General features: G+C 67.1%; 9 protein-coding genes. 2 read left to right on the top strand and 7 right to left on the bottom strand.

All coding sequences use genetic code 11. The features are described 5' to 3' along the window. Positions 1–89: 89 nt before the first annotated feature. Positions 90–1,376, bottom strand: a complete 1,287-nt coding sequence (locus ACJMK0_RS00365) for a DUF3422 family protein (RefSeq protein ID WP_405234834.1) — start codon at positions 1,374–1,376, stop codon at positions 90–92. Between the two features lie 127 nt (positions 1,377–1,503). Here ACJMK0_RS00365 and pap point away from each other — a divergent pair, with 127 nt between their 5' ends. Continuing rightward, complete coding sequence (gene pap, locus ACJMK0_RS00360) at positions 1,504–3,018, top strand: polyphosphate:AMP phosphotransferase (protein ID WP_405234833.1); 1,515 nt, start codon at positions 1,504–1,506, stop codon at positions 3,016–3,018. A gap of 25 nt (positions 3,019–3,043) precedes the next feature. Here pap and ACJMK0_RS00355 read toward each other — a convergent pair whose 3' ends face one another. From ACJMK0_RS00355 to ACJMK0_RS00330, 6 genes are all read right to left on the bottom strand, one after another. Further along, complete coding sequence (locus ACJMK0_RS00355; protein ID WP_405221633.1) at positions 3,044–4,042, bottom strand: ABC transporter ATP-binding protein; 999 nt, start codon at positions 4,040–4,042, stop codon at positions 3,044–3,046. Positions 4,043–4,051: 9 nt separating this feature from the next. After that, positions 4,052–5,035: an ABC transporter ATP-binding protein gene (locus ACJMK0_RS00350; RefSeq protein ID WP_405234832.1), complete on the bottom strand. Its 984-nt coding sequence runs from the start codon at positions 5,033–5,035 to the stop codon at positions 4,052–4,054. Next, positions 5,032–5,958: an ABC transporter permease gene (locus ACJMK0_RS00345; RefSeq protein ID WP_405234831.1), complete on the bottom strand. Its 927-nt coding sequence runs from the start codon at positions 5,956–5,958 to the stop codon at positions 5,032–5,034. Before ACJMK0_RS00345 ends, ACJMK0_RS00350 begins: the two co-directional genes overlap by 4 nt. Then, on the bottom strand, positions 5,955–6,908 hold the full coding sequence (locus ACJMK0_RS00340) for an ABC transporter permease (protein WP_405234830.1): 954 nt from the start codon (positions 6,906–6,908) through the stop codon (positions 5,955–5,957). The genes ACJMK0_RS00345 and ACJMK0_RS00340 overlap by 4 nt, the downstream gene beginning before the upstream one ends. Before the next feature lie 2 nt (positions 6,909–6,910). Next, positions 6,911–8,791, bottom strand: a complete 1,881-nt coding sequence (locus tag ACJMK0_RS00335; RefSeq protein ID WP_405234829.1) for an ABC transporter substrate-binding protein — start codon at positions 8,789–8,791, stop codon at positions 6,911–6,913. 89 nt (positions 8,792–8,880) lie between these two features. Beyond that, positions 8,881–9,558 carry a copper resistance protein NlpE N-terminal domain-containing protein gene (locus tag ACJMK0_RS00330; protein ID WP_405234828.1) on the bottom strand — a complete coding sequence of 226 codons (678 nt, stop codon included), beginning with the start codon at positions 9,556–9,558 and terminating at the stop codon, positions 8,881–8,883. Between the two features lie 231 nt (positions 9,559–9,789). Here ACJMK0_RS00330 and ACJMK0_RS00325 point away from each other — a divergent pair, with 231 nt between their 5' ends. Next, on the top strand, positions 9,790–15,006 hold the full coding sequence (locus tag ACJMK0_RS00325) for an HYR domain-containing protein (protein ID WP_405234827.1): 5,217 nt from the start codon (positions 9,790–9,792) through the stop codon (positions 15,004–15,006). The last annotated feature ends 8 nt before the right edge of the window (positions 15,007–15,014 follow it).

The raw sequence follows: 15,014 nt of genomic DNA, 5'->3' as shown, positions 1-15,014 counted from the left end.
TCGGCAAGCGGTCGGCCAGAAACCGCACCGATGGAGAAGCGCCGCCTCGTGCGGCGCTTTTTCCTTCTGGAGCGCCGCCGCGTTTCCGTCTAGGCCTCTTTCTCCACCCGCCGCCGCACCCGGCGGATCAGGAACCACACCAGCGCCGCCACCGGAATGACCGACAGCGCTGACAGCACCCGGCCACTCGGTACCAGCCCCACCTGCTCCATCAGGGCGTAGGGCCGGTCCAGCAGGCCGACGGAATAATAGGTGATGGCGGCCACGGACAGGCCTTCCACGGTGGTCTGCAAGCGAAGCTGCATGCGGCTGCGTCGGTCCATGGACGAGAGCAGCGTCCGGTTCTGTTCCTGCAGGTGCAGGTTGACCCGCGCCTGCAGCAGCGAGGTGGCCGAGGACAGCCGGCCGGAGATCTGCTGGATCTCGGACTGGATGGCCGTGACCGTGCGCATGGCCGGGCCGAGCCGCCGGCCGAGAAAGGTCGAGAGCATCGGCACCCGGCCGAACGGCTCCTCGTCCAGCGCCTCGAGCCGCTCGTTCACCAGCTGGTAGTAGGCGCGGGTGGCGCCGAAGCGGAAACTGGCCCGCGTCTGCAGCTCTTCGAGGCTGCCCGACAGTTCGGTGATGTCGATCAGGATCTCGCGCTCGGCCTCCATGGTGTCCGCGTGGCGCAGCTGCTCCAGCAGCGCCGACAGGCCGGTGTTGATGCGGGCGAGTTCGGCGGTCATGCTGCGCGCCAGCGGGAAGCCCAGCAGGGCGAGGATGCGGTAGGTCTCGAGTTCCACCAGCAGCTGCAGCAGCTGACCGGTCTGCGCCGGTCTGAGGTCGCCGACGAAGACCACGTAGCGTGCGCTGTCGTCGCTGTGCAGCCGGAAACTGGTCCAGATCGTCGCACGCCCGCCGATCACCCGGGCACCGGTCACCGTGTGGTTCTCCAGGTGCTCCCGGACCTTGCTCGCATCGATCTCGGTGTAGTCGTCCGGGATCAGTTTCACGCTGTTCTGGATCATCAGGCGGCCGGGCAGCGCGGCGAGCCACTCCTCCGGCACCACCCGCTTGCGCACGAGCATGCCGTCCGGGGATTCGCTCTGCCAGATGAACAGATAGGAGCAGAACTCACGGTGCCGCTCGAGGCGCACGTTGTAGCCGTCGCCCTCGAGCAGCAGCGTGTTCGACTTTGGAGCGTCGGCGGGCGGCGACTGGCCGATCAGCCCGTAGAAATGGCTGATGACCTCCTCCGCGTCGATATCCGCGGTCAAAGTCACCAGGTGCCGGACCGAGGTGGGCGGGGTGATCTTCGGGAAGGGCCGCGCGTGGATCTCTTCGTAGAGTCGCCGGGCCGTGGCATCCAGCTTCGCGACAGATTGCTCTTCCATGCTCGACTCCCGGTACCCTTGCCTCGCCCCGTCCGTCCGCATCCTAGCATCGCACCGGGCGGTGCGCCCGCCCGCCGCGTTAGAATACGACATTACGACCCGATTACGGATTGCCCACGGAGCAGTCATGTTCGATACCGCCGAACTCGGCCAGAGCGTCGCCAAGGCCGAATTCAAGGAGCGCGAGAAAGCCCTGCGCGGCGAGCTGCTGGAGCTGCAGTATCGCATCCTCGAGCTGGCCCGCTTTCCGGTCATCATCGACTTCGCCGGTGTCGACGGCGGGGGCAAGTCCACCACGGTGAACATCCTCAACAAATGGATGGATCCCCGCTTCGTTCGCACCATCGGTTACCAGGATCCCACCGAAGAGGAGCGGGCCCGACCCCGGTTCTGGCGCTACTGGCTGGATCTGCCGCCGAAGGGCCGCACCGGCCTGTTCCTCAGCGGGCGTTACTCCCGTCCGTTGCTGAAGCGGGTCTACGGCGAACTCGACGGCAGCGTGTTCGACGACCGGCTGGGCGAGATCATCCGCTTCGAGAATGCGCTGGGTGACGACGGCGCGCTGATCCTGAAGTTCTGGATGCATCTCAGCCGCGACCGGCAGAAGGAGCGTCTGGAGGCGTTGTCCGCCGACCCGGCGCTCGCCTACAAGGTGGGGGAGCAGGACTGGCGCAATCACGAGAACTACGACACCTTCGTCGCCGCCGCCGAGAAGATCATCACGCGCACGAACCGGGCGCTGGCGCCCTGGTACATCGTGGAGGGCGCCGACGAGAACTTCCGTCATCTGCGGGTCGGCGAGATTCTGGTCGCCGAACTGCGCCGCCACCTGGAGCAGCACGAGCGTCAGGCGGCCCGGGAGCGCCAGGCGGAGCCGGCAGCCACCCACCGCGAGGACAGCGAGGAAGATCCTGCCCGCAGGCTCACGGTCTTCGACCGGCTGGACCTCTCCCTGGCACTGCCGCGCCGCGAATACAAGAAGCAGCTGAAGAAACGCCGTGCCCGCCTCGGCGAACTGGCCCGGCAGGCCACGGCGGAGGGGCTGTCGACGGTGCTCGTGTTCGAGGGCCCCGATGCGGCGGGCAAGGGCGGCGCCATCCGCCGCACCGTCTGGGGCCTGGATGCGCGCACCTACCGGGTGCATCAGTTCGCCGCGCCCACCGAGGAAGAGCGCGCCCAGCATTATCTCTGGCGCTTCTGGCGCCGGCTGCCGCGGGCGGGACACGTGGCCATCTTCGACCGCAGCTGGTACGGGCGCGTGCTGGTGGAGCGCACGGAGGGCTTCGCCAGCGAGGACGAGTGGCGCCGGGCCTACAACGAGATCAACGACTTCGAGTGGCAGATCACGGACCGGGGGATGCTGCTGATGAAGTTCTGGCTGCACGTCAGCAAGGAAGAGCAGCTGGTCCGCTTCCGCCAGCGCGCCGAGTCGGCCTACAAGCACTGGAAGCTGACCGACGAGGACTGGCGCAACCGGGAACGCTGGGACGACTACGCCGTGGCCGCCCACGACATGATCCAGTACACCAGCACCCGGGGCGCGCCCTGGATCCTGGTGGAGGGCGACGACAAGCACCACGCCCGGCTGAAGGTGATCGACGCCATCGTCGAGCACCTGGAGCAGAAGCTGAATCAGGGCTGAGCGCTGGCGCCGCTCCGCCGGAGACTCAGGCCGGCGCCGCGCCGGCGTCGGTATAGAGGTGGCAGCGCACGTAATGGGGTTTCGCCGCGGTGCCCGCATTGACCTTCGGCGGCACCACCTCCCGGCACTGGGGCATCGCCTCCGGGCAGCGGGGATGGAAAGGGCAGCCCGACGGCGGATGCATGGGCGAGGGCACATCGCCGCCCAGCACGATGCGCTTCGATTTCCGCTTCACGTCCGGCACCGGTATGGCCGACATCAGCGCCCGGGTGTAGGGGTGCTTCGGATCCCGGTACAGGTCCTCGCTGGTGGCGAACTCCACCAGCGCGCCGAGGTACATCACCCCCACGTCGTCGCTGACGTGCTGGATGACGGCCAGATCGTGGGAGATGAACAGGAACGCGACCCCGTGCTCGCGCTGCAGCCGGGCGATGACGTTCAGCACCTGTGACTGCACCGAGACGTCCAGCGCGGACACCGGCTCGTCGGCCACGATGAAGCTCGGGTTCAGCGCCAGGGCACGGGCGATGCCGATGCGCTGGCGCTGGCCGCCGGAGAACTCGTGGGGGTAGCGCGACAGCACCTGCTTCCGGAGACCGACGATGTCCAGCAGTTCCTCCACGCGCCGGCGGCGCTCGGCCGGGGTGCCGATGCCGTGCACGTCCAGCGGCTCCTGGATGGTCTGGCCGATGAGGCGCCGGGGGCTGAGCGAGGCGTAGGGGTCCTGGTAGATGATCTGCATCTCCCGGCGCTTCGCCTTCATGGCGTCCGCGGACAGCGCCAGGACGTCCTCGCCATTCAGGTGCACCGCGCCGCCGGTCGGCTCGGTCAGGCGCAGCACCGCGCGGCCCAGCGTCGACTTGCCGCAGCCGGACTCGCCCACCAGGCCCAGGGTGCGCTGACGCTCCAGCTCGAAACTCACCCCGTCCACGGCCCGCACCCAGGCCTGCACGCGCCGGAACAGACCGCCCCGCACCGGGAAGTGCTTCTTCAGATCGACGACTTTCAGCAGCGGGGTCGGCACGGTGCGTCCTCAGGCCAGCGGGTGGAAACAGGAGACGGCGGCGGGCGAGCCGGGGCCGCCGTCGAGGGCGGGGCGTTCGCGGCGGCAGTCGTCCTCGGCCCGCGGGCAGCGGTCGGCGAAACGGCAGCCGGGGGGCAGGTGCATCAGGTCCGGGACCATGCCGGGTATCACCGGCAGTTCGGCGAGTTTCTCGGCGCGGAGGCGGGGGATGGAATCGAGCAGGCCCCGGGAATACGGATGCCGGGGCGCCTCGAACAGGCGGTCGATCTCGGCCCGCTCGATGACCTCGCCGCAGTACATGACGAGCGCCCGGTGGCAGGTCTCGGCCACCACGCCCAGGTCGTGGGTGATCAGCACCACCGCCATGTGGAACTCTTCCTGCAGCTTCACGATCTGCTCCAGTACCTGGGCCTGGGTGGTGACGTCCAGTGCGGTGGTGGGCTCGTCGGCGATCAGCACCTTCGGGTCGCAGGAGAGCGCCATGGCGATCATCACCCGCTGGCGCATGCCGCCGGACATCTCGTGGGGGTATTCGTCGATGCGTTTGTCCGGCACCGGGATGCCGACCCGCGCCAGCATCTCCACCGCCACGGCCCGGGCCTGGCGGCGGGTGTATTGCTTGTGCCGGCGCAGCACGTCGACCATCTGGCTGCCGACGGTCAGCACCGGGTTCAGCGCCGTCATGGGCTCCTGGAAGATCATGGAGATCTCGTGGCCGCGCAGGTCGCGCAGCTCCTCCTCGGGCATCTTCGTCAGATCGCGGCCGCCGAGGCGGATCTCGCCGGAGACGATGCGCCCGGGCGGCGAGGGGATGAGTCCCAGGATGGACAGCCCCGTCACCGTCTTGCCGCAGCCGGACTCGCCCACGATGCCCAGCGTCTCGTCGGGATACACGTCGAAGCTCACCCCGTCCACGGCGCGCACCGGGCCGTAGCGGGTGGTGAACTCCACCACCAGGTCGCGCACGCTGAGTACGGGCTCGCGGGCGCTCACGACTCGGCCACCTTCTTCGGATCCAGCGCGTCCTGCAGCGCGTCGGAGAACATGTTGAACGCCATCACCAGGCCGAACAGGAACACCGAGGCCCAGATGAAGTTGTTGAAGTAGCCCGCCAGCACCTCCAGCGTGGATTCGGAGATCATCAGCCCCCAGCTCACGCCGTCCTGCACGCCGAGGCCCAGGAACGACAGGATGACCTCGGACTTGATGGCGGCCACGAACACGATGGTGGCCTGCACCAGCAGGATGTGGAACGTGTTCGGCACGATATGGCGGAAGATGATGGTCGTCTGGGGCACGCCGATGGCCCGGGAGGCCTCCACGAACTCGAAGTTCCTGAGCTTGATCACCTCGCCTCGCACCAGCCGTCCGGTGGTGGTCCAGAACACCGACACCATGGCCACGTGCATCGACCAGGCGTTGCCTTCCAGCGCGAAGGCCACGGCGGCCACGAACAGGTAGAACGGGATGGAGTCCAGCACGCCCTTCATCCACAGGATGATCTCGTCGATCCAGGTCCCGCTGAAGAATCCGGCCAGGGCGCCGAGCAAGGCGCCGATGATCGTGGAGAGTACCGCCACGATCAGGCCGATCTCGAAGGCCGTCTTGGTGCTGTAGACCGCGCGCTGGTAGATATCCTGGCCGATGATGTTGGTGCCGAACCAGTGCTCCGCGCTCATGGGCGCCCACTTGGGCCCCTCGACGTCGCTCCACTCCATGCCCCAGACGCCCAGCCACACGCCCAGCGCCATGACGAAATAGGCGAAGACGACGCCGAGTCCGACCATGCCCGCGCGGTCGCGGCGGAACTTGTAGACCGCCTTGCCCCAGATGGACTCCGCCCGGTCGGGCTCGGCCGACGGGTTGGGGTCCACGCCGCCGCGCAGCTGGTCCGAGGTTTCCGGTATGGCACTCATTTCAGCGACACCCTGGGATCCACGGCCCGGTACATGATGTCGGTGAGCAGCAGGGTGATGACGAAGAGCACCGCGGTGAGTCCGACCACCGCCTTCAGCACCGGCTGGTCGCCCGTGGTGATGGCGTCGAAGGTGACCTTGCCGACGCCCGGTATGCCGAAATAGCTCTCGATCAGCAGGCTGCCGCTCACGATCACCAGCGGGATGGAGAACATGATGCGGGTGATGATGGGGATGGCCGAGTTCTTCAGGATGTGCTTGTACAGCAGCTTGCCCGGCGGGATGCCGAAGGCCCGTGCCGTGCGCACGTGATCCCGCGTCATCTCCTCCACCAGCACGGCGCGGTAGAAGCGGGTGTTGTAGCCGAGCGCCACGAACACGGTGGCCAGCGTCGGCACGGTCACGTACATGACGTAGTCGTGCAGCGAATGCACGTTCCAGCCCCGCACCGGGAAGAGGTTCAGACCGTAGCTCGAGGAGAGCAGCAGCTGGAAGCCGATGATGACGATGAGGAAGGACACGCTCATGCCCACCACCGAGAAACCCATGATGGCCTTGTCGATCCAGCCGCTGCGGTGGTAGGCGGCGACGAGCGCCAGCAGGATGCCGAGCACGTTGCCGAGGATGAACCCGGGCGTGATGAGCGCCAGCGAGATGGGGATGCTGCGCCCGAGCATCTCGCTCACCGGCTCGCCGGTGGAGTCGGACAGACCGAAGTCGAGCGTCACGAGTTCCTTCAGGTACTCGCCGTAGCGCACGAAGAACGGGCGGTCGTAGCCGAGCTCTTTGCGGACTTCGGCGATCTGCTCCTCGGTGGGGTTCTTGCCCAGCAGCTCGTAGGTCTGGTCGGGCCCGAAGTACACCATCAGCAGGAAGCTCACGAACGTGACGCCCAGTATCAGCGGGATGCCGCCGATGAGCTTCCTGACGGCGTACTGCAGGACTTCCATCGTCAGGTCTCCCCGGCGCCGTCGGCGATGTCCACGAAGCGCATGAAGAAGCCGCCGACGATCTGGCGGTCCGGCATGGCGATCACGTCCTTGTGCCAGAGGTAGACCCGGGTGCGGGACAGGCCGGTGATGGCCACGCAGTCGTCGATGACCATCTGGTTCATGCGGCGGTAAATCTCGGTGCGCTCCGGGCTGGGCAGCATCACCGCGGACTGTTCGTAGAGGCGGTCATACGCCGGGTTCGACCAGTTCGAGTTGTTGGAGCCGGGAGAGTGGTTCGGTCCGTAGAACAGCTGCAGCGTGTTCTCCGCGTCCGGGTAGTCGAGGCCCCAGCCCATGGCGACCAGCGGCAGGCGGCTCTGGGAGACGTCCTTGATGAAGTCCCCGAAAGTCGCGTACTGCTTCAGCACGATCTTCTCCCGGGGATAACCGATCTTCTTCATGAAACCGCGGAACTGCTCGTAGAACAGCCGCTGGCTGACGCCGGCCTGGGCGCCGTAGACCAGCTCCGGCAGGTTGTCCGCGTTCCAGCCGTTCTCCGTCAGCAGCCGGCGGGCTCCCTCGATGTCCAGCGTGACGCTGTCCCGGGACAGCTCCGGATCGTACTCGGGCACCGCCGGCGGGATGACGCCGGGGAAGACCTGGCCGAGACCGAAGTAGAAGCTCTCGTTGCGCCGGTGCCAGTCGAAACCCTTGATCATGGCGCAGCGCAGCGCGTGGTTGCGGCGCTCGCGCTCGGGATCGTCGTTGTAGCCGATCTCCGGGAAGTCCATGTTGAAGTTCATGAACACGAAGCCGGACTCCACACCGTGGTGCATGTGGTAGCGCCCGGCGATCTCCGGCGTGGGCGTGATCGGGTCCTTCGAGGCCAGGATGCGATCCACCTGTTCGTTCGGCACGGTCAGATACTGGATCTCGTTGCCTTTCGTGAAGGAGTTCCACCGGGCGGCGTTCTCCGTGATGAAGTCGATCTGCAGGCGGTCGACGAACGGCGGCGAGCGGCCCTCGATGGCTTCCACGCCGGTGTAGGCCTGCGTGGCCGGGTCGTAGCCCTCGGCGGCGAGGTCCACGGGTTCCTGCCGGAAGTTCTCGTTGCGTTCGTAGACCACCCGGGACGAGTCGTAGGCGATCACGCGGAACGGGCCCGAACCGACGGGGTGGGAGCCGAACTCCCGCCCGTATTTCTCGACGGCTTCGCGCGGCACGACCGCGGCGTAACCCTGGGTCAGCGTGTAGATGAACTGGGGATACGGCTTCTCCAGGGTGACCTGGACCGTGTAGCGGTCGAGGGCGCGCAGGCCCTCGACTTCGGCGTCGTAGTCCGAACCGGCGTCCTTCCATTCGTCCAGCCCGACTATGCGCCCCTGCCACAGCCATGCGCCGCGCGGCCGCTGGGACGGATCGAAATGCCGCTTCAGGCTGTAGATGAAGTCCTCGGCCGTCACCTCGCGGCCGACGCCGTCCGCGAAGGCGGGGTCGTCGATGAAGTGCACGCCCTGCTTGATGCGGATGGTATAGACCAGGCCGTCGTCGGAGATCTCCGGCATCGCCGAAGCCAGATTGGGAGTGACCTCGTAGGGCCGCGCCAGGTACTTGAAACGGTAGAGGGTGTCGTAGGCGTTCAGGACGACCGTATTGGCGTAGATGTTGGAAGACTGGACGGGGTCGATGGTGGAGGGGGCGCCATCCAGGGAGTGGCGGTAGACCTTGACGCCCGCCGGAGCGGCGGGAGCCGCCGGAGCACCATCGTCGGCCGCGGCCTGCTCGGACTGGCCGCAGCCGGACAGCGCGAGCATGCCGGCGCAGGCCAGCACAATGGGGATGACGACCGGGATGACGGTCGGGATGACGGTCGGGATGACAATACGTCGCGGATGGGCCATGCCCCGTCTCCGCCCTTCAGGCACAAGCGCCGAAAGCTACCACTTCCGGCTCCCGCGCAACAGGACCCGGCGTTCGTTTTTCCTTTCTCTCAGGGACAGCGTCGCCCGGGCTGCAGCTGCACGAGTTCCTCGACGAGGAGAGCGTCGCCGCTGTCCGTCGGCTCGAGGCGGCCGCGGACCGTCGCCATCGCGTTCTCGCCACGTGGTACCCGGCCGTACTGATGCAGCAGGCGGCGATAATCTCCCCGGGGCACTATGGGCCAGGTGAGGCCGCTGCGGCATTCGTGAAAACGGCGCTCCCCGTCGGCGACCCGGTATTCGCCCTCCAGCACGACCGTGTCGGTGAACGGCACGAGGTCGCCGCTTCTTTCGAGGCGATGGGGCAGGTCGGAGGCTACCCGCATCGCCAGCAGGCCCGGTCCGGGCCTGTCGAACGCGCGCTCCGGCCCGCCGCTGCGCAGCCGGAGCGCGGGCTCGGCCTCGTCCCACACCCAGCGTCCGATGCTGTAGTAACGCTCGCCGTCGCCGTCGTCTGCCAGGTAGTGCTGGCGCAGGAAGAAGGCACCGTCCGGACGCAGCCACAACGTGACGTCGATGCCCGGGCAGTCGGCGCAGGGGAAGGTGCCTTTCCATAATCCGGAGGAGGGTGCGGCGACCGGTAGCCGCTCGCCGGTCTCGGCGCTGTCGTTGCCGTCGGTGCAGCCACCGAGCAGGAGGAGGGGAGGCAGCAGCCAAGTCCATGACCAGAATGGCTTTTCTCGCGTCATCCCGGTCATTTTCCTGTCCGCCCGGACAGTTTGTGCTTCGCGTCGTCAGACATAAATTGTGTAGCCAGTCAACCCTGTGGTTATACTGAGCCCAGATATACGAACGATAATAAATCGCCCTTCCAGTAAGTCATCGTCCCCTAATAAGAACCTCTGCCTCAAGGGTGGAGAAAAGGGTTGGAGAATATGATGCGTAGTGCGTTGTCCCGCCGGGGTGTCCGGCCAGGTTTCGTGTGTCTGGCCGCCGCACTGGTCCTGTTTCTCGGCGTCAACGCGCCGGCCCAGCAACAGCAGTTCGTCACGCCGGGGCCGAACGTCAACATCGTCGGCCCGACGCCGGACCCGGACTTCGACCGCATCCCGGACTGGCGCCTGAAACAGCAGAACGAGCCGTCCTGCGTCGTCAGGCCGAATAACCCGGCCTACATACTCTGTGCCTTCAACGACATGCGTGCCTCGGACTGGCCCTCCATCCAGGGCGACGGCTGGATCGGCGTGGCCGAGAGCAACGACTTCGGCAAGACGTGGAAGAGCAGGCTCGTGCCGGGCTACGTCGGCCATCCCACGTCGTCCATCGGCCAGGGCTTCGCGGCGGATCCCGCGCTGGTCGCCATCCCCGGCATCGGTACGCCGGGCATGTCGCTGCTGTCGTACATCGCCAGCTTCAGAGACAGCGACCAGGGCGTGCTCGCCCTGCAGCGTTTCGTCGACTTCAACCAGGAGGACGGCGATTTCAACAAGCCGGAGACGTTCGTTCGCATCATCGACCTGGGCACCGAAGGCCGTTTCATCGACAAGGTGGCGTCGCTGTATGCGATAAAGGAAACGCAGGCCGGCGACACGGCCGAGTCGCAGCCGAAGATCACCCAGTCCATCAACGTCGAGGGCGTCAGCGAGCCGATCGAGGTGACCACGCCCGACGGTGTCATCGTCGTCGCCTATTCCGTGTTCACCGGCTCCGGCAACTCGGTCAAGCTCTACGCGATCGTCTGCGAGGACAACGGGGCGACCTGTGCCAACCCGAAGAAGGTGTCCGAAGAACTGAACGTGGTCACGGGCGTGTCGCTCGCTTACCTTCCAGACAAGGGCATCTCGCTCACCTATCGTCGCAGCCGCGACTCCAACGAGACGGACGCCATCGTGCATGCGTTCTCGTCCAACCTGGGCAAGTCCTGGGCGAAGACGGAGACGACCTTTCCGATCTGCCCGTTCGACCAGCAGGCGAGCGGGGCCACGTTCCGCAACTTCACCTTCCCGTGGATGGCGGACGATGGCGAGCGCGTATGGGTGTTCTCCGCCGATCGGGTCGTCTACGACGAGTCCGAGCAGCGCTGGCGCAGTACCGCCGCGGTCGGTGGCTGTGAACAGCTGGCGGGTGCTCCCTTCGGCACCTATCCGGGCATCCCGCGCATCGTGGGCATGTCCTCGACCGACGGGAAGAACTGGTACGGCAGCGCGGACTACCCGGACGAGCCGTTCATCCTCGACCTCAATCTCGGCGGCAACGGCAGCGGTATACAGCGTGACACCGGACCGGTCGCCATCGGCCCGGGCGGCGAGAGCCCGACCGGCTATCAGGTGCTGCCCTTCGCACACGGTACGAAGGGGCGCGTGGACGTGGCCTGGTGGGACACGCGCCGCGAGGAGTCGACGCGGCCGCGCCCGGCGGACGAGATACCGCTGATCTACGACTATAACGGCCCGGGTTCGCGCATCTTCCGTACGGCCGACATCTATATGACCCGCATCGAGGGTTGCTCGGCGACGTCGGCCCAGGGAGGCTGCACGCCGAGGCAGCCGATCGACGACGGCCTGCTCTCGCCGGTGCGCGTATCCAACTATGACACCATCGTCCTGTCCGACGGCACGGTGCAGGAGGCGCAGACCAACCGTCTGAACCTGCGCACGCACGCCAGCGGCACGCTGGCCTACAACGGTGATTACGGCTCCATAGCGACGCCGCTCGTGCGCAAGACGCCGAGTGGCCGCTGGATCCAGAACAGCCTGCCGGAGCAGCCGGACGAGAGCGGCGGCTTCATAGCGAAGGAGAATATCTTCGTCGCCTGGGGCGAGAACCGGGACATCCGCATCGGCGATCCTTTCGCCACGCAGCTCCTGTTCGCGCCGGTCCAGGGTACCGAGGCGCCGGGGCTCCAGGCGCCTGGCCTGCAGGCACCGGGTTTCCAGGCGCCGGGTTTCCAGGCCGCGAACGACGAAGAGGGCGCGGAGGCGACGCTGGCCGGGCAGCCCAGGCAGGCGCCGGAACTCAAGGCGGTGACCGAGCCCGACGACGATCCCACCCAGCCGGACGACTCACCGGCTTTCTGCAGTTCGGTGAACTTCAGCCTCAGCCGCAGCCGGGACACGAATGTCTACAGCTCGCTGGTGGAAGACGTGCCGACGCTGGTCGCGCTCACCCAGAGCCGCCGCTTCAACACAGTGCAGCGCATGTTCCCGCTGGTGATCAGCAACCCCGGGACCCAGCCGTCGTCCTATTGCCTGAAGATCATGAACCAGCCGGCCGACTACCTGTGCGCCTCGCCGACCAGTTGCAGCCCGGCGCGCGCCTCGTTCGATCCGCTGCCGGCGTTCAACTATTTCGACGACATCCTCCTTCAGGAGGCGCCCCGGCGCACCCTGCTGGAAGTTCCCGTGGCGGCGCAGGCCTCGGCGGCGCGCTCGGCATTCGTCACCAGCAGCGACGCGGAGACCGTCATCCGGGTGAATGCCTACGAAGGGTCCTGCCCGGCGGACGGCGTTTCGTTCGGCGGGCTCGTCAGCACCGTGGAACTGAGTGACGGCAAGCTGTTCGATCCGGTGTTCTGCGAGGGCAGGACCGATCCGACCTCGCCGGACTACGACCCGGCCTGCGACTCGGTGGAGAACGCCGAGGCGCACAACATCAGTCTCGCCTCACCGGGTCTGCAGGCGCCGATACTGCAGGCGCCGGGTCTGCAGGCGCCGGGTCTGCAGGCGCCGGGCTTCCAGGCGCCGGGTTATCAGGCGCCGGGATTGCAGGCGCCCGGTTTTCAGGCGCCGGGACTGCAGGCGCCCGGCTACCAGGCCGGATCGCTGACCAGTCCCGGTTTGCAGGCGCCGGGCTTCCAGGCGCCGAGCCTGCAGGCGGCCGCCGAGGGTGACATCGTTTATCAGGACGTGGTGTATGTGGTGACGGCCGACGGCAATGTGACTACGACCTACTCCGGTGACGTCGCACTCTTCGGCCTGGATCCGGACAGCCATCAGGTCCAGCTGATCGCCTGGTCGCCGAATATCCAGAATACGACCGGCCTGACCGCTGCGGACGGGCAGTGCGTACTGGCGCCGACGTCCGACAACGAGATACTGGCGACGGCCGACCTGGTCGCCCCGGGCCTCCAGGCACCCGGCCTGCAGGCGGGCAGCCTGGCCGATGTCGCGCTGCCGACGGCCTTCACGCCGGAGGACCAGACTCCCTACGACGGCGCCCTGTCGTTTGCTGCGCAGCCCGGCGAGCAGGTGGTGATTACCGCCCGCATCTGGGCAACCGGTCCTTCCCGGGAAGAGCTGCAACGTCTCGACGCCTGTTACCAGGCGGCGGAGAAAAACGAGCCTGCACCGGCCGGGTGTTCGCCCCAGGACGGCAAGGGCGTCGCCGCGAAGGTCGCATTCGGCGCCGCGGCCCACGGTTGCAGCACGCTGGACGTGAACACCGGCCAGCCCGGCGACCCCGACTTCAACGAACAGGTCGACTGCATCGACACCGGTTTCGAGAAGATCGCCCCGCCGGATCTGATACCGCCGGAGTTCTTCCCGGCCGACGGCGGCACGGTGACCTACGAGGCGACGTCGCCCGCGGGTGCGCCGGTGCCGACGCCCGGCACGTTGCCGGATGCCATCTCGGTCAGCGATCCGAATCTCGACCCGGCCAGCGTCGGCTGTACGTCCGGGACGCTGACGATCCAGGACGGCACCACTCTCTTCCCGTTCGGCGATACCGCCGTCACCTGTACGGCCAGCGATACGGAAGGCAACATTGCCACCGCCGGCATCACCGTCTCGGTCGATGACTTCACGGATCCGGTGACGAGCGTTGCGGGTATCTTCACCGGCGTCGAGGCGACGGGTCCCGGTGGCGCCACGGTGAGCTTCACCGTCTCCGCCACCGACAATACGGCCACGCAGACCACCTGTTCGGCAACCGGTGCCACGATCGTCGAGGATGCGGCCAGTCCGGGACTGTTTACCGGCACCTTCGATGTGGGCACGACGCCCGTGTCGTGCACGACGACGGACCAGGGCGGCAACAGCGTCATCGACGCCTTCGACGTCTCGGTGGTCGACACGACGCCGCCGGTGGTCACCGTCTCCACGACACCGGTCGACACCTCCGCCGTCGAGGCGACCGGCCCCTCGGGTGCTTCGGTCTCCTTCACCGTCAGCGCGGTCGATCTCTACGATCCGTCGCCCGGTAGTGTCTGTACGGTGGATGCCGACGGAACGGTCATCACGTCGCCTGCCACTTTTGCGGTGGGGACGACATCGGTGACCTGTACCGGCACGGACTCCTCCGGCAATGCGGCGAGCGCTCCGTTCTCGGTGACGGTCGTGGATACGACGGCGCCGACCATCACGGTGCCGGGCGATATCACCGGCGTGGAGGCCACCGGTCCGGACGGCGCGATCGTCGATTTCGACGACACGGCGACCTATGACGTGACGGCCACCGATGCCGTCGATACCGACGTCGAGATCGTCTGTACGCCGGCCTCCGGCAGCACGTTCCCGCTGGGTACGACGGCGGTCAACTGTACGGCGACAGACGACAGCGGCAACAGCGGTACCGGCATGTTCAGCGTGCAGGTCGTCGATACCACCGCCCCGTCGCTGACGGTCCCGTCAGACTTCACGGTAATCGCGACCGGTGCCGATGGTGCGGTCGTGGACTACGACGCGGACGTGAGCGCGACCGATCTCGTGGACAGCGACGTGGAGGTCACCTGTGCGCCGGCCTCGGGCAGCCTGTTCCCGCTCGGCGATACCGCGGTGTCCTGCACGGCGACGGACGACGCCGGCAACGAGACCACTGCCGGATTCACCGTCACCGTCGGCCTCGACGCGAGCGGCATCACGACCACCCAGAACCCGAACAATCTCAAGTCGGGCACCTCCATCCCGCTTGTCTGGGCATGGCTTGGCGCCGACGGGACGCCGATTGACACCGGGCCGGCCAGTCAGCGCATCCAGATATCGCCCTGTGCGGACCCGGGCAATCCGGTCGTGAACGAGGATCCGGGCTCCAGTGGCATCCGCCAGAAGAACGATTTCACCTGGCAGTTCAACTGGCAGGCGGTGGGGCCGGACGGCCAGGATCTGCCCGCGGAGCGGGGCGGCACGTTCTACTGCGCGATGGTGGAGGACGTGACCACGGGACAGAGGCAGTACGGGGAGCTGAAGCTCAAGCCCTAGCGCCGGCC

Origin of the sequence: Lentisalinibacter orientalis (assembly GCF_040706535.1) — a bacterium.
In the GTDB taxonomy this organism is placed as follows: Bacteria; Pseudomonadota; Gammaproteobacteria; order Steroidobacterales; family Woeseiaceae; genus Lentisalinibacter; species Lentisalinibacter orientalis.
Note: the sequence above shows the minus strand (reverse complement) of the source record. Positions and strands in the feature narration are given on the sequence as shown.

Excerpts from the sequence above, each read along its gene's own strand:
- pap (WP_405234833.1), top strand. The coding sequence starts at position 1,504 with ATGTTCGATACCGCCGAACTCGGCCAGAGCGTCGCCAAGGCCGAATTC.
- ACJMK0_RS00335 (WP_405234829.1), bottom strand. The coding sequence starts at position 8,791 with ATGGCCCATCCGCGACGTATTGTCATCCCGACCGTCATCCCGACCGTC.
- ACJMK0_RS00330 (WP_405234828.1), bottom strand. The coding sequence starts at position 9,558 with ATGACGCGAGAAAAGCCATTCTGGTCATGGACTTGGCTGCTGCCTCCC.
- ACJMK0_RS00345 (WP_405234831.1), bottom strand. The coding sequence starts at position 5,958 with ATGAGTGCCATACCGGAAACCTCGGACCAGCTGCGCGGCGGCGTGGAC.
- ACJMK0_RS00365 (WP_405234834.1), bottom strand. The coding sequence starts at position 1,376 with ATGGAAGAGCAATCTGTCGCGAAGCTGGATGCCACGGCCCGGCGACTC.
- ACJMK0_RS00340 (WP_405234830.1), bottom strand. The coding sequence starts at position 6,908 with ATGGAAGTCCTGCAGTACGCCGTCAGGAAGCTCATCGGCGGCATCCCG.